The organism is Candidatus Mycobacterium methanotrophicum (assembly GCF_023515995.1).
GTDB lineage: Bacteria > Actinomycetota > Actinomycetes > Mycobacteriales > Mycobacteriaceae > Mycobacterium > Mycobacterium methanotrophicum.
Map to the genome: position 1 here is coordinate 2092637 of NZ_CP097320.1, position 23290 is coordinate 2115926.

16 protein-coding genes and 4 pseudogenes are annotated in these 23290 nt (G+C 65.5%); 18 read left to right on the forward strand and 2 right to left on the reverse strand.

Annotated features, from left to right (window positions below; genetic code table 11):
* Nucleotides 1-194 precede the first annotated feature (194 nt).
* From clpX to mobA, 5 genes and pseudogenes are all read left to right on the forward strand, one after another.
* Nucleotides 195-1478 (forward strand): ATP-dependent Clp protease ATP-binding subunit ClpX, encoded by a 1284-nt coding sequence (clpX, locus tag M5I08_RS11115; protein WP_219066652.1) that lies wholly within the window; start codon nucleotides 195-197, stop codon nucleotides 1476-1478.
* 20 nt (nucleotides 1479-1498) lie between these two features.
* A pseudogene (locus tag M5I08_RS11120) lies at nucleotides 1499-2684 on the forward strand (MFS transporter); the annotation flags it as partial.
* A gap of 312 nt (nucleotides 2685-2996) precedes the next feature.
* The gene (locus M5I08_RS11125) at nucleotides 2997-4985 is read left to right on the forward strand and encodes a 2-oxoacid:acceptor oxidoreductase subunit alpha (protein WP_370328607.1); all 1989 of its coding nucleotides are present in this window, start codon (nucleotides 2997-2999) and stop codon (nucleotides 4983-4985) included.
* The gene (locus M5I08_RS11130) at nucleotides 4985-6064 is read left to right on the forward strand and encodes a 2-oxoacid:ferredoxin oxidoreductase subunit beta (RefSeq protein WP_219066654.1); all 1080 of its coding nucleotides are present in this window, start codon (nucleotides 4985-4987) and stop codon (nucleotides 6062-6064) included. The genes M5I08_RS11125 and M5I08_RS11130 overlap by 1 nt, the downstream gene beginning before the upstream one ends.
* Before the next feature lies 1 nt (nucleotide 6065).
* The gene (gene mobA, locus M5I08_RS11135) at nucleotides 6066-6698 is read left to right on the forward strand and encodes a molybdenum cofactor guanylyltransferase (protein WP_249763260.1); all 633 of its coding nucleotides are present in this window, start codon (nucleotides 6066-6068) and stop codon (nucleotides 6696-6698) included.
* A gap of 126 nt (nucleotides 6699-6824) precedes the next feature.
* Here the strand turns inward: mobA and M5I08_RS11140 are convergent, their stop codons facing one another.
* Nucleotides 6825-7625: a transposase family protein gene (locus M5I08_RS11140; RefSeq protein WP_249762759.1), complete on the reverse strand. Its 801-nt coding sequence runs from the start codon at nucleotides 7623-7625 to the stop codon at nucleotides 6825-6827.
* Nucleotides 7626-8702: 1077 nt separating this feature from the next.
* Here M5I08_RS11140 and M5I08_RS11145 point away from each other — a divergent pair.
* The 12 genes and pseudogenes from M5I08_RS11145 (at nucleotide 8703) to proB (ending at nucleotide 22702) form a co-directional block, all read left to right on the forward strand.
* Nucleotides 8703-9146 carry an alpha/beta hydrolase family protein gene (locus M5I08_RS11145; RefSeq protein WP_249763261.1) on the forward strand — a complete coding sequence of 148 codons (444 nt, stop codon included), beginning with the start codon at nucleotides 8703-8705 and terminating at the stop codon, nucleotides 9144-9146.
* A complete protein-coding gene (locus M5I08_RS11150; RefSeq protein ID WP_219068018.1) occupies nucleotides 9143-10402 on the forward strand; it encodes a saccharopine dehydrogenase family protein in 1260 nt (419 codons plus the stop codon). The genes M5I08_RS11145 and M5I08_RS11150 overlap by 4 nt, the downstream gene beginning before the upstream one ends.
* 78 nt (nucleotides 10403-10480) lie before the next feature.
* A pseudogene (locus tag M5I08_RS11155) lies at nucleotides 10481-10947 on the forward strand (DUF937 domain-containing protein).
* 66 nt (nucleotides 10948-11013) lie between these two features.
* Nucleotides 11014-13686 (forward strand): valine--tRNA ligase, encoded by a 2673-nt coding sequence (locus tag M5I08_RS11160; protein ID WP_219068019.1) that lies wholly within the window; start codon nucleotides 11014-11016, stop codon nucleotides 13684-13686.
* Nucleotides 13683-15134, forward strand: coding sequence for a bifunctional tetrahydrofolate synthase/dihydrofolate synthase (gene folC, locus M5I08_RS11165; protein WP_219068020.1), 1452 nt, complete (start codon nucleotides 13683-13685; stop codon nucleotides 15132-15134). The genes M5I08_RS11160 and folC overlap by 4 nt, the downstream gene beginning before the upstream one ends.
* Before the next feature lie 35 nt (nucleotides 15135-15169).
* Nucleotides 15170-15508 carry a DUF4233 domain-containing protein gene (locus tag M5I08_RS11170; RefSeq protein ID WP_219068050.1) on the forward strand — a complete coding sequence of 113 codons (339 nt, stop codon included), beginning with the start codon at nucleotides 15170-15172 and terminating at the stop codon, nucleotides 15506-15508.
* 105 nt (nucleotides 15509-15613) lie between these two features.
* Complete coding sequence (ndk, locus tag M5I08_RS11175; RefSeq protein ID WP_219068021.1) at nucleotides 15614-16024, forward strand: nucleoside-diphosphate kinase; 411 nt, start codon at nucleotides 15614-15616, stop codon at nucleotides 16022-16024.
* A 312-nt stretch (nucleotides 16025-16336) separates the two neighbouring features.
* Nucleotides 16337-19219, forward strand: coding sequence for a ribonuclease E (rne, locus tag M5I08_RS11180; protein WP_219068022.1), 2883 nt, complete (start codon nucleotides 16337-16339; stop codon nucleotides 19217-19219).
* A gap of 149 nt (nucleotides 19220-19368) precedes the next feature.
* Nucleotides 19369-19680, forward strand: a complete 312-nt coding sequence (rplU, locus tag M5I08_RS11185; RefSeq protein WP_219068051.1) for a 50S ribosomal protein L21 — start codon at nucleotides 19369-19371, stop codon at nucleotides 19678-19680.
* Nucleotides 19681-19693: 13 nt separating this feature from the next.
* Nucleotides 19694-19954, forward strand: a complete 261-nt coding sequence (gene rpmA, locus M5I08_RS11190) for a 50S ribosomal protein L27 (protein ID WP_219068023.1) — start codon at nucleotides 19694-19696, stop codon at nucleotides 19952-19954.
* A 121-nt stretch (nucleotides 19955-20075) separates the two neighbouring features.
* Nucleotides 20076-21602, forward strand: a complete 1527-nt coding sequence (obgE, locus tag M5I08_RS11195; RefSeq protein WP_219068024.1) for a GTPase ObgE — start codon at nucleotides 20076-20078, stop codon at nucleotides 21600-21602.
* Entirely contained in the window at nucleotides 21599-22702 is a 1104-nt protein-coding gene (gene proB, locus M5I08_RS11200; protein WP_219068025.1) for a glutamate 5-kinase, read from the forward strand. Before obgE ends, proB begins: the two co-directional genes overlap by 4 nt.
* 19 nt (nucleotides 22703-22721) lie before the next feature.
* Here proB and M5I08_RS11205 read toward each other — a convergent pair.
* A pseudogene (locus M5I08_RS11205) lies at nucleotides 22722-23126 on the reverse strand (TetR/AcrR family transcriptional regulator); the annotation flags it as partial.
* Here M5I08_RS11205 and M5I08_RS11210 point away from each other — a divergent pair.
* Nucleotides 23100-23276 (forward strand): annotated as a pseudogene (locus M5I08_RS11210) (cytochrome P450); the annotation flags it as partial. The pseudogenes M5I08_RS11205 and M5I08_RS11210 overlap by 27 nt on opposite strands.
* Nucleotides 23277-23290: the final 14 nt, after the last annotated feature.

Genomic DNA, 23290 nt, shown 5'->3' on the forward strand with positions numbered 1-23290 from the left:
CCAAGGACACGGTGGCGCGTTACGGCAAGCGTGGGGCCGCCCCAGACGATATGTTCGCAGCAGACGTCCACAAATATCACCGACGCGATTCGCCTCTAACGGTCGCATCGCTACAGAGCAAGCGGGTAGCGTCGTGAAAATACACGCGGCATAACACGATCAATATTTTGAACAGGAAGTAGGCCCCCAGCACCATGGCGCGCATCGGAGACGGCGGCGACCTCCTAAAGTGCTCGTTCTGCGGAAAGAGCCAAAAGCAGGTCAAAAAGCTCATTGCAGGGCCCGGCGTATACATCTGCGATGAGTGCATCGATCTATGTAACGAGATCATCGAAGAGGAACTCGCCGACGCCGACGACGTCAAGCTTGACGAGCTGCCAAAGCCCGCCGAGATCCGCGATTTCCTGGAGGGCTATGTCGTCGGCCAAGACACTGCCAAACGGATGCTGGCCGTAGCGGTCTACAACCACTACAAGCGCATTCAGGCCGGTGAAAAGGGACGCGATTCCCGGTCAGGCGAACCCGTCGAGCTGACCAAGTCCAACATCCTGATGTTGGGACCCACCGGTTGCGGCAAGACCTACCTGGCCCAGACGCTGGCCAAGATGCTCAACGTGCCGTTCGCCATTGCCGATGCCACCGCGCTGACTGAAGCCGGTTACGTCGGTGAAGACGTGGAAAACATTCTGCTCAAACTGATTCAGGCCGCCGACTATGACGTCAAGCGGGCCGAGACGGGCATCATCTACATCGATGAGGTCGACAAGATCGCGCGCAAGAGCGAGAACCCGTCGATCACCCGCGACGTTTCCGGGGAGGGCGTGCAGCAGGCGCTGCTGAAAATCCTGGAGGGCACCCAGGCGTCGGTGCCGCCGCAAGGCGGCCGCAAGCACCCGCACCAGGAGTTCATCCAGATCGACACCACCAATGTGTTGTTCATCGTCGCCGGTGCGTTCGCCGGCTTGGAGAAGATCGTCTCCGACCGAGTCGGCAAGCGTGGTTTGGGTTTCGGTGCCGAGGTGCGTTCCAAGGCCGAGATCGACACCACCGACCACTTCGCTGAGGTCATGCCGGAGGACTTGATCAAATTCGGGCTGATTCCCGAGTTCATCGGCCGGCTGCCGGTGGTTGCGTCGGTGACGAACCTGGACATGGACTCCCTGGTCAAGATCCTGTCGCAGCCTAAGAACGCCTTGGTCAAGCAGTACACCCGGCTGTTCGAAATGGACAACGTGGAGCTGGAGTTCACGCAGGACGCGTTGGAAGCGATCGCCGAGCAGGCGATCCACCGCGGTACCGGTGCTCGCGGATTGCGCGCAATCATGGAGGAAGTTCTGCTGCCGGTGATGTACGACATCCCCAGCCGTGACGACGTCGCGAAGGTCGTGGTGACCAAGGAGACCGTGCAGGACAATGTGCTGCCGACGATCGTGCCGCGCAAGCCGGCCCGCACCGAGCGTCGCGACAAGACCGCCTAGCCGGCGACGATGCGGGCGGAACGCCCGGGTTGGGCCCATACCTCTCGATTTATCTTCTGCTGACCCATCATTGGGACCAGGCGTCGATCGGCTTCGTGATGGGGGTCGGTGGAATTGCGGCGATCGTCGCGCAGACACCGGTGGGCGCCTTGGTCGATCGGACCACCGCCAAGCGGGCGCTGGTCATCGCCGGCGCGGTCGCGGTGACCGTCGGGGCACTGGCGATGCCGCTGTTTCCGCACTTCGTCGCGATCTCGATTTTGCAGGGCCTCACCGGAGTCGCCGGCTCGGTCGTCGCGCCTGCGTTGGCCGCGATCACGCTGGGTCTGGTTGGCGCCAAATTCTTCGCCCGACGGGTTGGGCGCAACGAATCGTTCAACCACGCCGGCAATGCGACGGCCGGCGCCGTCACGGGTGGACTGGCTTATTACTTCGTCCCGACAGTGGTGTTCTGGGTGCTGGCCGCGATGGCCGGACTCAGCGTGCTAGCGACGTTACGGATACCGGCCCGATGCGATCGACTTTGACGTGGCGCGCGGGATGGACCACGCGCCCGGAGAGCCCCATCCGCAGCCGCCCGGGTTCACGGTGCTGCTGCACGACCGCAGATTGCTGATCTTCACCGCGGCCATGGTCGCCTTCCATCTCGCCAACGCCGCCATGCTGCCTCTGGTCGGACAGGTGCTGGCATTGCAGAACGCCGACGCCGGCACCGCATTGATGGCCACCTGCATTGTCGCCGCGCAGGTCGTGATGGCGCCCATGGCATACCTTGCCGGGGCCAAGGCCGACGGCTGGGGGCGAAAGCCGATCTTTCTGGTGGGCTTCGCGGTCCTGATGGTTCGCGGCTTCCTCTACACGTTTTCCGACAACTCGTACTGGCTGGTCGGCGTGCAGGTCCTCGACGGCGTCGGCGCCGGGATTTTTGGCGCGCTGTTTCCGCTCGTCGTGCAAGACCTGACGCACGGGACGGGGCGGTTCAACGTCAGTCTGGGTGCAGTGACCACAGCGTGGGGCGTCGGCGCGGCGGTTTCGAACATCCTCGCCGGGTGGCTGATGGCGACCGCCAGCTACGACGTGGCGTTCAGCTCGCTGGGTGCGCTCGCCGGTGTGGGCTTGGTGCTGTATTTGGTTGCCATGCCCGAAACCGAGCCTAATGCCGCGGCGCGTCCGGAAAATCCCGCCACCCCGGCCTCCCCCAAATAGGGGAGGCCGGGGTGAGAGAAGCCGCTAGCCAATGCTACCGGCACGTAGCTTCGATTCTTAGACTTGGTGTGTCCGCAAAAGTGACGAACGCCACAGTTCGTCGCAAGGTTCCCCAATTGCGTGTGTCTGACCTCGCATTTTGGCCGAGTGGCGGTAACGTGACGGTGTGTATCGGCGTAACTAAATCCCTAAGAACAGTGCAATAATCGGTACCGCCAGCGACATAAAAAGCCAGCCTGGGGATCACTGAAGACCATGCGCACCGGTAGCTGCGACGTGCCCGTGCGGTCAATAGCGACGGAAGGCGGGGACGTGGGTCCGAAAGACAACGGAGCCAGGTCGGAATCTCAGCCAGATTCACACCGGGCCGGTGCGGTGCTGCCCGAACGGAGAAAATCGGAGAAGCTAGAGAAGCTAGAGAAGGTTGTCATCCGTTTCGCCGGCGACTCCGGTGATGGCATGCAGCTCACCGGCGACCGGTTCACGTCCGAGGCAGCGCTTTTCGGCAACGACCTGGCGACCCAACCGAACTATCCGGCCGAGATCCGCGCGCCACAGGGCACGCTGCCGGGCGTCTCGTCGTTCCAGATCCAAATCGCTGACTACGACATTTTCACCGCCGGTGACCGACCCGACGTGCTGGTCGCGATGAACCCGGCCGCGCTGAAAGCCAACATCACCGACCTGCCCATTGGCGGGCTGGTGATCGCCAACTCCGATGAGTTCACCAAGCGCAACCTGGCCAAAGTCGGCTACCAGGACAACCCGCTGGAAACCGGCGAACTGTCCGACTACAAGGTTGAGGCCGTTCCCATGACCACGCTGACGCTGGGTGCCGTCGAGGTCATCGGGGCGTCGAAGAAAGACGGCCAGCGCGCCAAGAACATGTTTGCGCTGGGCCTGTTGTCATGGATGTACGGGCGCCCGATCGAGACCAGCGAAACATTCATCAGGGAGAAGTTCGCCCGTAAGCCCGATGTCGCCGAGGCCAATGTGTTGGCGCTGAAGGCTGGGTGGAACTACGGCGAAACCACCGAGGCCTTCGCCGTCACCTACGAGGTCTCGCCGGCGAAGCTGCCCGCAGGGGAATACCGGCAGATTTCCGGGAACACCGCGCTGGCTTACGGCATCGTCGCGGCCGGCCAGCTGGCCGACATTCAGGTCGTCCTCGGCAGTTACCCGATCACACCGGCGTCGGACATTCTGCACGAGCTCTCCAAACACAAGAACTTCAACGTGGTCACCTTCCAGGCCGAAGACGAGATCGGCGGGATCTGCGCTGCGCTGGGCGCCAGCTACGGCGGCGCGCTCGGGGTCACCAGCACATCGGGACCCGGCCTGTCGCTGAAGGCCGAAGCGCTTGGACTGGCGGTGATGACCGAGCTGCCGTTGCTCGTCGTCGACGTGCAGCGGGGTGGGCCGTCGACCGGGCTTCCGACCAAAACTGAGCAGGCTGACCTGCTGCAGGCGATGTACGGCCGCAATGGCGAATCACCGGTGGCGGTGCTGGCGCCGCGGTCGCCGTCGGACTGCTTCGACACCGCCCTGGAGGCGGTGCGCATCGCGGTCTCGTACCATACGCCGGTAATTCTGTTGTCGGACGGGGCAATCGCCAACGGCTCGGAGCCGTGGCGGATCCCAGATGTCGACGAGTTGCCACCCATCAAGCACGTCTTCGCCAAGCCGGACGAGCCGTTCCAGCCGTATGCTCGCGATCCGGAAACCCTCGCTCGGCAATTCGCCGTACCGGGTACTCCCGGTCTCGAACACCGCATCGGTGGCTTGGAGGCCGCGAACGGTTCCGGCGACATCTCCTACGAGCCGGCCAATCACGACCTGATGGTGCGGTTGCGCCAGGCCAAGATCGACGGGATCGCTGTTCCCGATCTCGAAGTCGACGATCCGACCGGGGACGCCGAACTGCTGCTGATCGGCTGGGGCAGTTCCTACGGCCCGATTGGTGAAGCCTGCCGGCGCGCGCGCCGCAACGGCATCAAGGTTGCGCATGCTCATCTGCGACACCTGCGGCCATTCCCCGCCAACCTGGGCGAGGTGTTGCATCGTTACCCACAGGTTGTGGCACCGGAGATGAACCTGGGTCAGCTGGCGCTGCTCCTTCGGGGCAAGTACCTGGTCGACGTGCAATCCGCCACCAAGGTTCAAGGTGTCTCATTCCTGGCCGACGAGGTGGGGCGCGTCATCCGCGCCGCGCTGGGCGGGACACTGGCCGAAATCGAGCAAGACAAGACGTTGGTCGCGAGATTGGCGGCGGCCACGGTCGGAGCGGGAGCGGGAAGCTGATGACTGACCTGATCGGCGTGGATCTCGGGCTGCCGGATCTGCTGACCAAAAACCACGGCGTGCCCACCACCGACCAGCCGCAGACGGCCAAGGACTTCACCAGTGACCAGGAGGTCCGCTGGTGCCCCGGTTGCGGTGACTACGTCATCCTCAACACCATCCGCAACTTTTTGCCCGAGCTCGGGCTGCGCCGCGAAAACATCGTCTTCGTCAGCGGCATCGGTTGCTCGAGCCGCTTCCCGTACTACCTGGAAACCTACGGGCTGCACTCGATTCACGGCCGCGCACCGGCGATCGCGACAGGTCTGGCGCTGGCGCGTGAGGATCTTTCGGTCTGGGTGGTCACTGGCGACGGGGATGCGCTGTCGATCGGCGGCAACCACCTGATTCACGCGTTGCGGCGCAACGTCAACATCACCGTCTTGCTTTTCAACAACCGGATCTACGGCCTGACCAAGGGTCAGTATTCGCCGACGTCCGAGGTGGGCAAGATCACCAAGTCGACGCCGATGGGATCGCTTGACCAACCGTTCAACCCGGTATCACTGGCGCTCGGCGCTGAGGCGACTTTCGTCGGCCGGGCGCTGGACTCCGACCGCAACGGCCTGTCTGAGGTTTTACGTGCCGCAGCCCAGCACCGCGGGTCCGCCTTGGTCGAAATACTGCAGGACTGCCCGATCTTCAACGACGGATCGTTCGACGCGCTGCGCAAAGAAGGAGCAGATGAACGGGTGATCAACGTCCGCCACGGCGAACCGGTCATCTTCGGCGCCAACGGCGAATACTGTGCGGTGCGGTGCGGGTATGGACTCGAGGTGGCCAAGACCGCCGACGTCGGCGCCGACGAGATCGTGGTGCACGACGCGCATGCCGTCGATTCCGCCTACGCGTTCGCGCTCTCGCGGCTATCCGAGCAGAATCTCGAGCACACCGTGATGGGCATCTTGCGTGAGGTCAATCGGCCCACTTATGACGACGCGGCCCGGGCGCAGGTCAGTGCCGCACAGGAGTCCAAGCCGGCCGACCGTGTCGCGTTGCAATCGCTGTTGCACGGGCGCGACACCTGGACCGTGCACTAAGGTGACGCCCACGGCTGAGCCGGCTTCGTTGGCCGGTGTGGTACTGGCGGGGGGAGCGTCGTTACGGACGGGCCGGGACAAGGCCATCATGCCGGTTCCCGCCGAACTTCTTGGCTCCCAAGATGGCGCCGAACCGCCCATCACGATGGTTGAGCGGGTAGTCAGTGTTGTCGGGGAGCGGTGTCAGCCGGTATTCGTCGTCGCCGCGCCCGGACAACGCCTGCCTTCACTGCCGGCCCGCGTGGTGCGTGACGACGTCCGTGGGCTCGGTCCGCTGCTTGCCGCCGGACGCGGATTACGCACCGCCGCGGAGGCCGGGGCCAAGCGGGCTTTCCTGTGCGCCGCCGACATGCCGTGGCTCAGCGCCGATTTGATTGACCTGCTCGACGAGCGGGCGGTCGAACTGAACGCCGACGTGGTGTTGCCGTGGGATGGTCGCGATCACTACTTGGCTGCGGTGTACCGGACCGAGCTGGCTGCGCAAGTCGATGCGCTGATCGCGGACGGCGAGCGCAACATGCGTTCGTTGGTCGATCGGGTCGACGCGCAACGAATCGTGCTACCCGAGTCGCGGTCGCTGGCCAACGTCAACTCGGTGGCCGACATGCGCAGGCTGCTGCGGGCCGGGCGCTAACGAAGTCTGGCTCGCTTTTACCCGGCTTCGATTTGTTCGAGCAACTTTTCCGCGCAATTAGTTGCTGAACTCACGCGCCCGAAAACTTGAATGGCAAACTGCGTCTTGCCCAACATTGACGTTTTCTCAGTAATTTCCGCGTTGGAGAGTCGATAGTACGATCGCGGCGGCAACAACTGCGCCAATCCTGGTTGGACACAGGCGGATTCGACGGAGGCAGCGCCAACGCTGTTTGAGTTCGGCGTTGGCGCGTTCACCGATGGCACGCGCCGCGGTGAGCAGCATGTTGTAGCTCTGATTCTCCACGGCCAGGCCGCGGCCCTTGACCGGAGTGTGCACCCCGATCCCCGCTCCTTCGTAGCCCTTGTCGGCCAGCGTCGGCACCCCGTCGGCCGCGGACTTGTACAGCGCGCCCAGGCAGTGCGCGCGGGCGGCGGTGATGTCGTGCACGCTGCCCGGCTCGACCTCGCTCGACCACACCGGGAACCCGCCCGGGTCGGCCAGTATCTGCACATTGCCGCCCTGGGTTTTGTGCTTGCCCGAATACCACCGGTGATGGCCGGCCTCGTTGCGCTCGTCCACCCGGTCGATGGCGATCAGCGTCCCGTCCAGCGTCACGTGCGACCACTGTTCGGCCTTGGCCCGGTCGAGCACTTCGTGCAGGTCAGGAGCTTGTTCGGCGATCACGTCGATCGCCTCGTGCAGATAGCGGTAGCTGGTGGAGATCGGCAGCCCAGCCTCCATCGCCAACAACCGGATCGGGGCGTCGTCGCGGAACCACCGCAGCACCAGCTTGGCCTGCGTGCGCACCGTACCCGACCGCCGCCCGGCCCGCGTTCTGATCTCGCGCCGGTGAACGTGCAGCAGCGCGGTCACATGCAGCAGGGTTTCCTCCGGCACGTCGCAGATGGCAGAGTAGGTGAACACGTGGGGTCCTTTGCAGCGGAGCGGGTTTCCTCGTCGAAACCGAATCCTTGAGCAAGGACCCCACGCCCAGCCACTACGACACGCCGAAAACTCCAGTCACACCAGACTCACGAGCCCCAAGTGAGAAAACCTCATTGTTTGTGATTATTACCGGCCGGATCCGAAGTATTTAATGCATGATTGGCGAGAACCGATATGCCATTCGAATTTGCGGTCGTGCCCGTATCGTGTTGGGGGCGACGGCTGTCTGGATCGCCAAGCGATCGGGAACCGATTCGCCGGCAATAGCAAGGTCCATTGGAAAAACTGGATAGCCGGACCGAGTCTGGCAAATGGTCCGTGAGCATCGTTGGCGAGTCACGCACAGCGCCGATCGACTGCCTCGCCGGGAGGTATCTACGGTGGCCATTGACGAAACACGGATCGAATCTGTTGCTGCACAGCGATATTAACGAGAGGCCTATTTTCGTGATCGTGTTAGCCGCGCCGCTGACGTCGATCATGTCGTCGACTCTAGGCGGACGACGAAAAGGGTTGGTATGGACGGGATATTGATGCCGCCAGCCAGGGTAGCGGGCCGTGACGAAGACGGACGCGCCAAACCCGCCTGCGACGCGTCTAGCTAACCCCGTAGTCGGGGTGTCCCGCTCAGCACGGGCGATGCCCGAGCCAGGCCCGAGACCGATCGGTTCAACCGCGGCAAAACGCGTGACACAGTTCACGAAAAGTGCGTGATTTGGCGCACTGCGGCACTTCAGCGTCGACGGCTGCCCGTGAGCGGAACACGCCGACGTGACCTGCGCAGACAATTAGTTCAGCCGGTCTTAATAAATTTGTCATTGGTTCGAGATAGTGGCGTGTCCCGAGATGACGAATCCAATCCGGTCTCGCACGGTCCGTGTCGTGTCGGCCAGAAAAAGGCCAAAAATCGAATCCACGGACCCGCGTGTGAGCGGGGGCTGCGGACGGCGACCCCGCCGTATCGCCGTCGGGCAGCAGCGCCCGACCGGTGGCTGCCCCCCCGGCCAGTGGCCGGCGCATGGGATCGTCGGCCGGCCTCCCTGAGCCGGTCGAACGATGGCCGGCCACACCGACCGATTCGCTGCGATCGTGACCCACGCCAGTCTTTGGGCGCTGGACCAATTCAGCCCGACAACCGATCACGCCTATTGCTGGCGCCGCGAGATGACGCCGGAGATGACCGCCGCCAACTCACCACACCGGTTCGTCGGCCGGATTGCCACGCCGACGCTGGTCGTCCATGCCGCCTCGGGCTATCGCGTGCCGATCGGTGAAGGCCTGCGGCGTGGTACGGGCTGCTGGGCGCATCGGCGCTGCCGGCCGACGAGGATGGCAGCAGTCCGCACCGGTTCCTGTACTTCCCAGTCCGAGAACCACTGGGTAATGACGCCACAGCACACCAAGGTCTGGTATCAGGTGGTGATCGTCTTTCTGTCCGAGCATGCGCTGGGGGAGAGCGCCGAGTTGCCCGAGATGCTCGGAGTACCGTCGCGCCTGTGACCGAGGCGCGTGAATACGACATCGTCTTGTACGGGGCCACCGGCTTCGTGGGCAAGCTGACCGCCGAATACCTGGCCCGGGCCGGCGGGGGCGCGCGGATCGCGCTGGCCGGCCGGTCGACTGACCGCCTGCGCGCGGTCCGTGACACGCTGGGATCCCCGGCACAGTTCTGGCCGGTTTTGATGGCCGACGCCTCGTCGCCGTCAACCCTGGATGCGATGGCCGCGCAGACCAGAGTGGTCGTCACCACCGTCGGGCCCTACAGCCGCTACGGCCTGCCGTTGGTCGCCGCATGCGCGGCGGCGGGCACCGACTACGCCGACCTGACCGGCGAGCCGCCGTTCGTTCGCGACAGCATCGACCTGTACCACAAGCAGGCGCTCGACACCGGCGCGCGCATCGTGCACGCGTGCGGATTTGATTCGATCCCTTCGGATCTCACCGTGTACGCGCTTTACCGGAGGGCGAGCGAAGACGGCGCCGGCGAGCTTGACGAGACCAACTTCGTGGTTCGCTCGTTCTCCGGCGGACTGTCCGGCGGCACCATCGCCTCGGCGGTGGAAGTGCTGCGCACCGTCTCCAGTGATCCCAACGCGCGTCGTCAGTTCGCCGACCCCTACACGCTGAGTCCCGACCGCGGCGCAGAACCTGAACTCGGCGCGCAACCCGACCTGCGGTGGCGGCGGGGCCGTCAGATCGCGCCGGAATTGGCCGGTTTGTGGACGGCCGGATTCGCGATGGCCCCCATCAACACCCGAATCGTGCGGCGCAGCAACGCATTACAGCAGTGGGCGTACGGCAGGCAGTTCCGTTACAGCGAGCACATGAGTCTGGGATCGTCGGCGGTGGCGCCGATCACGTCGGCCGTCGTCAACGGGGTCGGCAACACCGTTTCGGCGCTGGGCAACCGCTATTTCCGGCTGCTGCCAGACCGACTGGTGCAGCGGGTGCTGCCCAAACCCGGCAGCGGGCCCAGCGCCGCCGTTCGGCAGCGCGGCTATTACAAGGCAGAGACCTACACCACCACAACCACCGGCGCCCGTTATGTCGCCACTATCGCTCAGCAGGGCGACCCGGGATACCACGCCACCTCGGTGTTGTTGGGGGAAAGCGGTCTGGCACTGGCGATGGACCGCGATGAGCTCTCGGAGCTGCGTGGCGTGCTGACACCGGCGGCCGCGATGGGTGACGTGCTGATGACCCGGCTGCCGGCCGCGGGCGTGTCGCTGGACACCGCCCGGCTGGCGCCTCGGTGACGCTCGCTGACGACGCGGGCAATTGAATCCCCGTGCAAGAACCGCTATCGGCAGGCTTCGGCGCGCTACTGTCGTGTTATGTCTGGCCTTGAGGATCTTTTCGCTCAGATCCCCACAAGTGACATCGCAAACAAAATCGGCGTCGACGAAGCGGAGGTCCACAAAGCGGTTCAGCTGTTGGTGCCGGCACTAGTCGGCGGTTTGCACGAGAATGCCCAGGACCCCGAGCACGCCAGCAAGATCGAGTCCGCGGCCGACAGCCATGCCGCCAGCGGCCTGCCCGGCGGCGGTGGAGCCAACAGCGCTCTGCTCAAGCAACTTCTGCCGATCTTGGCGCCGATCGTGCTGGCCTATGTCGGAAAGCAACTCAGCGGAAAGAGTGGAACTCCCGCGAAGGAGGCCGCTTCTTCAGCGGCGCTCAACGACGTGTTGGGCAGCATCCTTGGCGGCATGGGCGGCAACAAGTCACTGGGCACCGTGTTGGGCAATGCGTTGGTTCCAAGGCCGGCGACATCCTCGGCGGATTGCTCGGAGGTAAGAAGTAACCACCGAAAACGCACTTCACCGCGGGCGGTGTTCGTTGCCGACCTCGTGCTTTCTAGAATTGACGGGTGACCGCCAGCGCCCGACCCGTCGCTAACGAGCGGGCTGACGCCCTGCCCAAGGCTTGGGATCCGGGCGCGGCCGAAAGCGCGATCTACCAACGTTGGCTCGACGCGGGCTACTTCGCGGCGGACCCGACCAGCCCAAAACCCGCGTATTCGATCGTGCTGCCACCTCCGAACGTGACCGGCAGCTTGCACATGGGGCATGCGCTTGAGCACACCATGATGGATGCTCTGACCCGTCGCAGGCGCATGCAGGGCTATGAAGTGCTGTGGCAGCCGGGTACGGATCACGCGGGTATCGCCACTCAGAGTGTCGTGGAAAAGCAGCTCGCGCTCGACGGAAAGACCAAAGAGGACTTCGGCCGCGAACTGTTCATCGAGAAGGTCTGGGATTGGAAGCGCGAGTCTGGCGGTGCCATCGGCGGCCAGATGCGCCGGCTGGGCGACGGTGTGGACTGGGGCCGCGAGCGCTTCACCATGGACGACGGACTGTCGCGAGCTGTGCGCACCATCTTCAAGCGGCTCTATGACGCCGGTCTGATCTATCAAGCCGAGCGGCTGGTGAACTGGTCGCCGGTGCTCGAAACGGCGATCTCGGATCTCGAGGTCCGATACGAGGACGTCGAAGGCGAACTGGTGTCGTTCCGGTACGGCTCGCTCGACGATTCCGAGCCGCATATCGTGGTGGCCACCACCCGGGTGGAGACCATGCTGGGCGACACCGCGATCGCGGTTCATCCCGACGACGAACGCTACCGAAAGCTGGTCGGCACCACGCTGGCGCACCCATTCCTCGACCGGCAGCTCATTATCGTCGCCGACGATCATGTCGACCCTGAATTTGGAACCGGCGCAGTCAAAGTCACACCTGCCCACGACCCGAATGACTTCGAAATCGGAATACGACACCAGTTGCCGATGCCTTCGATCATGGACACCAAGGGCCGGATCACGGAAACCGGAACACAATTCGACGGGCTGGATCGCTTCGACGCACGCGTGGCAGTGCGCGAAGCGCTGGTAGCGCAGGGCAGAATGGTCGAGGAGAAGCGCCCCTACCTGCACAGTGTCGGACACTCCGAACGCAGCGGCGAGCCGATCGAGCCGCGGCTGTCGCTGCAGTGGTGGGTCCGGGTGGAATCGCTGGCCAAGGCCGCTGGCGACGCAGTTCGCAACGGCGACACCGTGATTCACCCGGCGAGCCTGGAGCCGCGCTGGTTCGCCTGGGTAGACGACATGCACGACTGGTGCATTTCGCGGCAACTTTGGTGGGGCCACCGAATCCCGATCTGGTACGGCCCTGACGGTGAGCAGATCTGCGTCGGTCCGGACGAGACACCGCCCGACGGTTGGGAGCAAGATCCCGACGTCCTGGACACCTGGTTCTCCTCGGCGCTGTGGCCGTTCTCCACTTTGGGCTGGCCGTCGAAAACCCAGGAACTGGAAAAGTTCTATCCGACAAGCCTTTTGGTGACGGGCTACGACATCCTGTTCTTCTGGGTGGCCAGGATGATGATGTTTGGCACCTTCGTCGGCGGAGACGACGCCATCACCCAGGACGGCAAGCGCGGCCCGCAGGTGCCGTTCACCGACGTCTTCCTGCACGGGCTGATCCGGGACGAGTCTGGCCGAAAGATGAGCAAGTCCAAGGGCAACGTCGTTGATCCGCTGGACTGGCTGGACATCTACGGCGCCGACGCCCTGCGGTTCACGCTGGCCCGCGGCGCCAGTCCCGGCGGCGATCTCGCGGTCGGCGAGGATCACGTCCGGGCGTCACGCAATTTCGGCACCAAGCTGTTCAACGCCACCCGGTTCGCCTTGCTCAACGGTGCCCGTCTGGCCTCGCTGCCTGATCCCGCCGAATTGACCGACGCTGACCGCTGGATCCTGGGACGGCTGGAAGAAGTTAGGGCCGAAGTTGATTCGGCTCTCGAAGGATATGAGTTCAGCCGCGCCTGCGAGGCCCTCTACCACTTCACCTGGGATGAATTCTGCGACTGGTACGTCGAACTGGCCAAGACGCAACTGGCCGATGGTCTCACCCCCACCACCGCGGTGCTGGCCGCCGTGCTGGACACCCTGCTGCGCCTGCTACATCCGGTGATCCCGTTCATCACCGAGACGCTGTGGCAGGCCTTAACCGGTCAAGAGTCGCTGGTGATAGCCGAATGGCCGAAGCCGTCCGGCATCAGCATGGATAATGTTGCTACGCAACGGATCACGGACATGCAGAAGCTGGTCACCGAGATCCGGCGCTTCCGCAGCGACCAGGGCCTGGCGGACCGGCAGAAAGTGCCGGCCCGGCTATCGGGTATCGACGCCGCCGACTTGAGCACCCAGGTCGGTTCGGTCACCTCGCTGGCGTGGCTGACCGATGCGGGCCCGGAATTCAGCCCGTCGGCGTCGCTCGAGGTTGGCCTGGGCTCCGACGCCAAAGACGTCGTCGTCGTCGAACTCGACACCTCGAGCACTATCGACGTGGCGGCCGAGCGTCGACGTCTTGAAAAGGACTTGGTCGCCGCACAAAAGGAATTGGCTTCCACCACAGCCAAATTGGGCAATGCCGACTTCATAGCCAAGGCGCCGACCGCGGTCGTCGACAAACAACGAGAACGCCAACGGGTGGCCCGCGAGGAAACCGACCGGATAACGGCCAGGTTGGCCGGGCTGCATTGACTCCTGCGCCGCCCGACCCCGCATCCACCGGCCTGGTTGCGACCCCAGATGAGATCGCGGCCTTACTACAGGTCGAGCATTTGCTTGACCAGCGCTGGCCGGAAACTAAAATCGAGCCGAGCCTGACTCGTATCACCGCGCTGATGGATCTGCTCGGCTCACCCCAACGCGGCTACCCGTCGATTCATATCGCCGGCACCAACGGCAAGACCTCGGTGGCGCGGATGGTCGATGCGCTGCTGACCACGCTGGACCGGCGCACCGGCCGGGCCACCAGCCCGCACCTGCAGTCGGCGGTCGAGCGGATCGCGATCGACGGACACCCGATCAGCCCCGCCCAGTACGTTTCCACCTACTCCGAAATCGAGCCGTTTGTGCAGATGGTCGACCAGCAGTCGCAGGAGGGCGGTGGCCCGCGGATGAGCAAGTTCGAGGTGCTCACCGCAATGGCGTTCGCGGCGTTCGCTGATGCGCCGATCGAGGTCGCGGTCGTCGAGGTGGGCCTGGGCGGCCGTTGGGACGCCACCAATGTGGTCAACGCGCCGGTCGCCGTCATCACCCCGATCAGCATCGACCACATCGAGTACCTGGGCAGCGATCTCGCCGGAATCGCCGGCGAAAAGGCCGGCATCATCGCGAAGGCCGCCGAGGGCGCACCCGACACCGTCGCGGTGATCGGCCGCCAAGTGCCCGAGGCGATGGAGGTCGTGCTGGCGCAGACTGTGCGCGCCGACGCCGCGGTCGCCCGCGAAGAGTCCGAGTTCGCGGTGCTGGGCCGTCAGGTCGCCATCGGTGGCCAAGTGATGCAGCTGCAGGGCCTCGGCGGTGTGTACTCCGACGTGTATCTGCCGCTGCACGGCGAACATCAGGCCCACAACGCGGCACTGGCGCTGGCCGCCGTCGAGGCGTTCTTCGGCGCGGGTGCCCAGCGTCAACTCGACGTCGATGCCGTCCGGGCCGGATTCGCCGCCGCCGCCAGCCCGGGCCGGTTGGAGCGCATGCGCAGCGCCCCGACGGTGTTCATCGACGCCGCGCACAACCCGGCGGGCGCGGCGGCGCTGGCGCAGACGCTGGCCGACGAGTTCGATTTCCGGTTCCTGGTCGGGGTGGTCAGCGTGCTGGCCGACAAGGACGTCGGCGGCATCCTTGCCGCGTTGGAACCGGTCCTGGATCGAATCGTGGTCACCCACAATGGATCACCGCGCGCTCTCGACGTCGAGTCGCTGGCGCTGGCCGCGCAGCAGCGCTACGGAACAGACAGGGTGATCGCGTGCGAAAACCTGCCTGCCGCAATCGAAGCCGCGACCGTACTGGTTGACGACGCCTTGTCGGGCGGGGCGGGTGGGCAAGTCGGCGAAGACGCGTTCTCCGGGACCGCCATTGTGATCACCGGCTCGGTCGTCACCGCCGGGGCTGCACGTACGTTGTTCGGTCGGGATCCGGCGTGACACAGCCTGACCCGTGGAAGAGCTTCCGCGGCGTGATGGCCGGCACGCTGCTCCTGGAGGCGATCGTGGTGCTGCTGGCGTTGCCGGTGGTCGGCGCGGTCGGCGGCGGGCTGACCCCGGTCGCACTGGCATATTTGATCGGCTTGGCGGTGGTCCTGGTCCTGCTCACCGGGCTGCAGGGCCGGTCATGGGCGGTCTGGCTGAACCTTACAGTGCAGCTCGTCGTGATTGCCGGTTTCCTGGTGTACCCGGGCGTGGGACTGATTGGGCTGCTTTTCGCCGGCGTATGGGGGCTGATCGCTTACTTACGCGCCGAGGTTCTGCGTCGCCAGCGACGCGGCGTGTTGCCCGGACAGCAGCCGCCCCAGGACTGATCTCCAGGTACGCTGTCCGCCGTGACTGCGCCGGCGACGATGCCGTGGGGCACCCCCAGCCGCGCAGCGGCGAGGGGGACGAAGCGATGAGGAGGAGTGGCGCCGATGACTGAGCGGACCCTCTTGTTGATCAAGCCCGACGGCGTCGAGCGGCGCTTGGTGGGCGAGATCATCGGCCGCATCGAGCGCAAAGGGCTCACCGTCACCGCGCTGGAACTGCGCATCATCGACGATGAGCTGGCCCGCCGGCACTACGCCGAGCATGACGGCAAGCCGTTTTTCGGCTCGCTGCTGGAGTTCATCACCTCAGGGCCGCTGGTGGCGGCGATCGTGGAGGGCCCGCGGGCGGTCGCGGCGGTGCGGCAACTGGCCGGCGCAACCGACCCGGTGCAAAACGCCGCTCCCGGCACCATCCGCGGCGACTTCGGCCTCGAAACGCAGTTCAACCTGGTGCACGGCTCGGATTCACCCGAGTCGGCTCAGCGCGAGATCGCGCTGTGGTTCTCCAAGACCTAACCACGAAGATCGGTGCACTTGGTCCGAGTCGCTCTAACGGTATGGGATACTGAGTGGCGGGTGAACGTCGCCGGACCGGCTCAGGAACGCTGACAGACGCCCGAATGAAGACTTCGACAAGCGCGACCACCGCGAACCGCGATTCGGGCGCCGACTGTCCAGCCATCATTCACAACCGGCGCCGAGTGTGTTCGAAAAAGAGCCGCTCGGGGCGAGACCATCACAAGTTCGGGAGAAGTGACCCGGACACAATAGCGAAGCCCTCGCGTGGCCGCGTCGCATTGGACGCGCCCGGGGGCTTGAGGAGAATACGTGATAGACGGTGGCCCATTCTCAGAGCTTCCAGCAGACGCGACGCAGCACGAGGACCTGCGTGACCGGCTGAGAGTCCATTCGCTGGCCAGAGCGCTCGGGACGACCAGCAAACAGGTGCTCGACGCACTGGCCGAACTCGACGGCCGGGTTCGTAGCGCCCATTCCACGGTGGATCGCGTCGACGCGGTCCGCGTGCGCGATCTGTTGGGCAGCGCACCGGACACCGGCGCCGCCGCGGCGGTCGTCGCGACCGAACCGGCGCCGGCCGCAGCGGCGGATGAACCCGAGTCCCGGCTGATGTTGGAGACCCCAGAGAACCCCGTCGACCGTCCCGAATACATGCCGCTGTTCGTCGCTCCACAGCCGATCAGGGTCAACGAGGATGCCCAGGACGCCGACGACCCCGAAGACTCGTCGGATTCCGACGAAGACGACGATACCGACGACGACCAGGGCGAACGCCCGGCCAGCCATCGGCGCCGCCGTGGCCGCCGGGGACGTGGCCGGGGCCGCGGCGAACAGGGCGGATCCGACGGCCGCGGTGGCGACGACACCAACGATGACGGCAGCGACGCCGAAACGGACGACGCCGAGGACGCCGACGGCGATGGCGAGGACTCCGACGACGGTGACGGCGACGGCGACAATGGTGCCGGTGACGGCGCCACCCGTCGTCGCCGACGCCGTCGTCGCCGCAAGTCGGGTTCCGGGGACGACTCCGATGAAAGCCCGTCGCCCGACGATCCGCCGAACACCGTGGTGCATGAGCGGACCCCCCGGGCAGCTGACAAAGCTGCCAGCGACTCCGCCAGGAGCGAGATCCAGGGCATCGACGGCTCGACCCGGTTGGAGGCCAAGCGGCAGCGCCGCCGCGACGGGCGCGATGCCGGACGGCGGCGCCCGCCCGTCCTGACCGAAGCCGAATTCCTGGCCCGCCGCGAGGCGGTCCAGCGGGTGATGATCGTTCGTGACAAGGTCCGCACCGAACCACCGCACCCGGGGTCGCGGTACACCCAGATTGCGGTGCTCGAGGACGGGATCGTCGTCGAGCACTTCGTGACCTCGGCGGCTTCTGCTTCCCTGGTCGGCAACATCTACCTGGGCATCGTGCAGAACGTGCTGCCGTCGATGGAGGCGGCGTTCGTCGACATCGGCCGCGGCCGCAACGGTGTGCTCTACGCCGGCGAGGTGAACTGGGAAGCCGCCGGCCTGGGTGGGTCCAATCGCAAAATCGAGCAGGCACTCAAGCCCGGCGACTATGTCGTGGTCCAAGTCAGCAAGGACCCGGTCGGGCACAAGGGGGCCCGGCTGACCACCCAAGTGTCGCTGGCCGGTCGCTACCTGGTGTATGTGCCGGGTGCATCGTCGACCGGCATCAGCCGCAAGCTTCCCGACACCGAACGCCAGCGCCTCAAAGAGATCCTGCGCGGGGTGGTGCCGTCGGGCGCCGGCGTGATCATCCGCACCGCCTCCGAGGGCGTCAAGGAAGAGGACATCCGCGCCGACGTGACCCGGCTGCAGGATCGGTGGGCGCAGATCGCCGCCGAGGCGGAGGCGACCAAGCAGAAGGCGGCCGGCGCCGCTGTGGCGCTCTACGAAGAGCCCGACGTCCTGGTCAAGGTGATTCGGGATCTGTTCAACGAGGACTTCACCCAGCTGATCGTGTCCGGGGAGGAAGCCTGGACCACTATCAACGAGTACGTGAATTCGGTTGCGCCCGAACTTGTGCCGAAGCTAAACAAATACGAGGCCGCAGACCTTTCCGGCGAGGGGACAGGTCCAGACGTCTTTGCGGTGCACCGCATCGAGGAGCAACTGGCCAAGGCGATGGACCGCAAGGTCTGGCTGCCCTCGGGCGGGACGCTGGTGATCGACCGGACCGAGGCGATGACGGTGGTCGACGTCAACACCGGCAAGTTCACCGGCTCCGGTGGCAACCTCGAACAGACCGTTACCAAGAACAACCTCGAAGCCGCCGAGGAGATCGTGCGCCAGCTGCGGTTGCGTGATATCGGCGGCATGGTCGTCATCGACTTCATCGACATGGTGCTCGAGTCGAACCGCGACCTGGTGCTGCGGCGGTTGACCGAGGCGCTGGTACGTGACCGCACTCGTCATCAGGTGTCCGAAGTCACCTCGTTGGGGCTGGTGCAGCTCACCCGCAAGCGGCTGGGAACCGGTCTGATCGAGGCATTTTCGACGGCCTGCCCGCACTGCGCCGGCCGGGGAATCACGTTGCACGCTGATCCCGTCGACTCAGTGTCGGCGATCGTTCGCAAATCGGAGTCGGGCGGTAAGCGGGGCCGGCGCTCCAAGAAGAGCAAGACCGACGAGCCTGCGGTGGCCAAAGTGCCGGAGCACACTCCCGGCGAGCACCCGATGTTCAAGGCAATGGCCGCGGTCAACGGTCGCCATGACGACGAAGCCGACGAGTCTGCGCACATTGAGGATTTTGACGAAGCAATCGACGGGCACGACGGGCAAGACGCTGAAGCCGGCGGCCAGCCGCCAAAGCCGGTCGCGCCTGAGGCCGCTCAAGAGTACTTGGAGGATCCCGACTTCGACGACACCGGCGACGACGATGAGGTCGACCTCGACGACGAGGACGAAGACGAGGACGACGAAGACGACGAGGACGAAGACGAGGAGGACGAGGACGAGGAGGACGAAGACGAGGAGGACGAAGACGACGACGAGGACGAGGACGACCTCGAGGACGACGAGGAGGAGCCGTTGACCTCGACGGTGATGACACCGACGACTCCGACGCCGACGACGAAGATTCCGATCGCGAATCCGCCGTTACCGCCGTCGCGCATCCCCGCCGACGTCGCGCCGCGGCCCGACCGGCCGGCCGGCCCACCGACCCATGAGGACTAACTGGCCGGTTTGACCCTTTTGCCGCTGGTCACGTACCCTTGACCAGTTGTCACCAGGCCCGCTGAGGAGGGCTTTGGCCGGCACTCCCAGACCGGCCCGCGCACCTTTGGTCGCGCGCGCCAGAAGACACAGAAGAGGTAGACGTGACCATGGCGACCTACGCAATCGTCAAGACCGGCGGCAAGCAGTACAAAGTCGCCGTCGGAGACGTCGTCAAGGTCGAAAAACTCGACTCTGAGCCGGGTGCGAAGGTGTCGCTGCCGGTCGCCCTGGTTGTCGATGGCGCCACCGTCACCACCGACGCCGCGGCGCTGGCCAAGGTTGCGGTGACCGGTGAGGTGCTCGAGCACACCAAGGGTCCCAAGATTCGTATCCACAAGTTCAAGAACAAGACCGGTTACCACAAGCGTCAGGGGCACCGTCAGCAGCTGACGGTCCTGAAGGTGACCGGGATCAACTAGCGGAGGCGACAGCATGGCACACAAAAAAGGCGCTTCCAGCTCGCGCAACGGCCGGGATTCGGCCGCGCAACGGCTGGGCGTGAAGCGGTTCGGTGGCCAGATCGTCAAGGCCGGCGAAATCATCGTTCGCCAGCGCGGCACACATTTCCACCCGGGGTTCAACGTCGGCCGCGGCGGCGACGACACGTTGTTCGCGAAGGCGGCCGGGGCCGTCCAGTTCGGCGTCAAGCGGGGACGCAAGACGGTCACTATCGTGCCGGCCGGGCAGGGCTGAGGCCCAGCCTTCCCATTCGGCCTTCACGCGAGATCGACGTTTTGCCTACGCCCACTCGCAGTTTTCCGGCAAAACGTGGATTTCGACGCAGAGGGCCGCCGATTGGCTAAGAGGAACTCCGATGCCTCGGTTTGTCGACCGCGTCGTCATCCATAGCCGGGCAGGCTCCGGCGGTAATGGCTGCGCCTCGGTCCATCGCGAGAAATTCAAGCCGCTCGGCGGTCCCGACGGCGGCAACGGCGGCCGCGGCGGCAGCGTCGTGTTGGTCGTCGACCCGCAGGTGCACACCCTGCTCGACTTTCACTTTCGGCCGCACATCGTCGCGGCCTCGGGCAAGCCGGGCATGGGCGGTCACCGGGATGGCGCCGCCGGTGCCGATCTGGAAGTCAAGGTTCCCGACGGGACCGTCGTGCTCGACGAGAACGGCCGGTTGCTCGCCGATCTGGTCGGTGCGGGCACCCGGTTCGAAGCCGCGGCCGGAGGGCGCGGCGGGCTGGGCAATGCCGCGCTGGCCTCGCGGGCACGCAAGGCGCCGGGTTTCGCACTGCTCGGGGAGAAGGCCGAATCCCGTGATCTCACGCTCGAACTCAAGACCGTCGCCGACGCCGGGTTGATCGGGTTTCCCTCGTCCGGCAAATCCTCCTTGGTGTCGACGATCTCGGCGGCCAAGCCGAAGATTGCCGACTATCCGTTCACCACACTGGCTCCCAACCTTGGTGTGGTCTCGGCAGGAGAGCGCACGTTCACTGTGGCCGACGTGCCGGGCCTGATCCCGGGTGCGTCACAGGGCCGCGGCCTGGGGCTGGATTTCTTGCGGCACATCGAGCGTTGCGCGGTGTTGGTGCACGTGGTCGACTGTGCCACCGCCGAGCCGGGCCGCGACCCGGTGTCCGACATTGATGCGCTGGAAGCCGAGCTGGCCTCCTATACGCCTACGCTGCAAGGGGATTCCACTCTCGGCGACCTCATCGAGCGGCCACGGGCCGTGGTGCTCAACAAGATCGACGTGCCGGAGGCCCGCGAGCTGGCCGAATTCGTTCACGACGAAATCGCGGCGCGCGGCTGGCCGGTGTTTCTGGTGTCGACGGTCAGCAGGGAAGGGTTGCAGCCGTTGATATTTGCACTCGCCGACCTGGTGTTCGAGTATTACGCTGCACAGCCGGTGGCAGTGCCGCGACGGCCGGTGATCCGCCCTGTCCCGGTCGATGAGTCTGGTTTCACGGTGGAATCCGACGCCCACGGCGGGTTCGTTGTCCGCGGCCGACGGCCCGAACGCTGGATCGCCCAGACCGCCTTCGACAACGACGAGGCGGTCGGCTACCTCGGTGACCGGTTGGCCCGTCTGGGCGTCGAGGACGAACTTGTCCGGCTCGGCGCACGGCCGGGATGCGCGGTCACCATCGGTGAGGTCACCTTCGACTGGGAGCCGCAGACGCCGTCGGGCATCGACACCACGATGTCGAGGCGCGGCACCGACGCCCGGCTCGACAGCAGCGACCGCGTCGGCGCTGCCGAACGCAAGGCGGCGCGCCGCCAGCGCCGCGCCGACGACGACGCAGTGGGGGTGCCCCCAGCCGCGCAGCGGCGAGGGGGACGCAGCGGTGAGGAGGGGCGGCGCCAAAGCCGGAGGAGCGGTAACCAGAAATGACCACCGCACGGCAGGCTATTCGCACCGCGCGAAGCCTCGTGGTCAAGGTCGGCACCACGGCGTTGACCACGCCAACCGGCAGGTTCGACGCCGGTCGGCTGGCGCGGCTGGTCGACGCCATCGAGGCGCGGATGAAAGCGGGTTCCGACGTCGTCATCGTTTCCTCGGGAGCGATTGCTGCCGGTATCGAGCCGCTCGGGCTGACCAAGCGGCCCGCCGACCTGGCCACCAAACAGGCGGCGGCCAGCGTCGGACAGGTTGCGCTGGTGAACGCGTGGAGTGCGGCATTCGCTCGTTACCAGCGTAGCGTTGGGCAGGTCTTGCTGAGCGCGCATGACATTTCGATGCGGGTTCAGCACACCAACGCCCAGCGCACCCTGGACCGGCTGCGGGCGCTGCACGCGGTGGCAATCGTCAACGAGAACGACACGGTTGCCACCAACGAAATTCGGTTCGGCGATAATGACCGGCTCTCGGCGCTGGTGGCACACCTCGTCGGCGCCGACGCGCTGGTGCTGCTGAGCGACATCGACGGGTTGTACGATTCCGACCCGCGCAAAGTCCGCGAATCACGTTTCATTCCTGAGGTTTTAAGGCCCGCGGACCTGGATCAAGTGGTCGCCGGACGGAGTAGTCACTTGGGCACCGGCGGGATGGCATCAAAAGTGTCCGCGGCGCTGTTGGCCACCGACGCCGGGGTGCCGGTGCTGCTTGCCGCGGCCGGTGATGCCGCGATCGCGCTGGCGGACGCCTCGGTCGGGACGGTGTTCGCCGCTCGGCCAAACCGAATGTCGGCGCGGCGGTTTTGGGTGCGTTATGCCGCGGAGGCCGTGGGTGCATTGAGCCTGGATGCCGGCGCGGTGCGGGCCGTGTTGGGCCAACGTCGCTCACTTTTGCCCGCGGGTATTACGGGGCTGTCCGGCAGTTTTCATGGCGGTGACGTCGTCGAGTTGCAGGGGCCAGACGCCGCCCTGGTGGCCCGCGGAGTGGTCGCCTACGACGCCGCCTTGCTGGCCACCATGATTGGCCAGTCGACCTCGGAGCTGCCCGCGGAGCTGCGCCGGCCCGCGGTGCACGCCGACGACCTGGTCGCCGTTTAGGCCGTCTGCTCGCACGACTTCAGATACAAGCACCCCAGATGATTTGAGTTATCGCGTCGGCCAGTTCGGCATCGTATGTGGGCGGATTGGTCGGCAGGTTCTGTTGACAGACCCGCTCGACCGTCCAGGTCAGCGCGGCGGCCGCGGTCACCGGCGGCAGTGCGCCGCGAATTGAGCCTTCGGTCTGGCCGTCCTCGATGACACGGGTCAATCGCCCGGTGATTGCGGTTGCTCCGACCAAGGGGTCGTAGGTGGCCATCTCGTTGAGCGCGACGAGCACTGGTTGATGACGCCGGTAGCTGGCGATGATGGCGGTCATCTCGGCGCGGACGCCCTCGGGATCGTGTCGCCAAGCCACGCTCCACCACCGCTCGGCGCGGTCGGCGACATCGGCGAACGCTGGGCTTCGCCGGTGATGACCTTGCGCTGCACGGCGGCAACGGATTTCGAAATCGGCGGCCAAGCCATTCGGGCGGCGGAGAAGGTGGTGATGTTCTATCCCGCCGGCGACTGGGACACCGAGGTCTTCGAGCATCCGGAGCGCTTGGATTTGGGCCGAAGCCCCAACCCGCACGCATCTTCTGAGCC

Bases quoted from the DNA above. Each gene is read 5' to 3' on its own strand.
- clpX (WP_219066652.1), top strand. From the start codon at position 195: ATGGCGCGCATCGGAGACGGCGGCGACCTCCTAAAGTGCTCGTTCTGC.
- M5I08_RS11130 (WP_219066654.1), top strand. From the start codon at position 4,985: ATGACTGACCTGATCGGCGTGGATCTCGGGCTGCCGGATCTGCTGACC.
- M5I08_RS11145 (WP_249763261.1), top strand. From the start codon at position 8,703: ATGGCCGGCCACACCGACCGATTCGCTGCGATCGTGACCCACGCCAGT.
- M5I08_RS11170 (WP_219068050.1), top strand. From the start codon at position 15,170: ATGGCCGGCACGCTGCTCCTGGAGGCGATCGTGGTGCTGCTGGCGTTG.
- ndk (WP_219068021.1), top strand. From the start codon at position 15,614: ATGACTGAGCGGACCCTCTTGTTGATCAAGCCCGACGGCGTCGAGCGG.
- rplU (WP_219068051.1), top strand. From the start codon at position 19,369: ATGGCGACCTACGCAATCGTCAAGACCGGCGGCAAGCAGTACAAAGTC.
- rpmA (WP_219068023.1), top strand. From the start codon at position 19,694: ATGGCACACAAAAAAGGCGCTTCCAGCTCGCGCAACGGCCGGGATTCG.
- obgE (WP_219068024.1), top strand. From the start codon at position 20,076: ATGCCTCGGTTTGTCGACCGCGTCGTCATCCATAGCCGGGCAGGCTCC.
- proB (WP_219068025.1), top strand. From the start codon at position 21,599: ATGACCACCGCACGGCAGGCTATTCGCACCGCGCGAAGCCTCGTGGTC.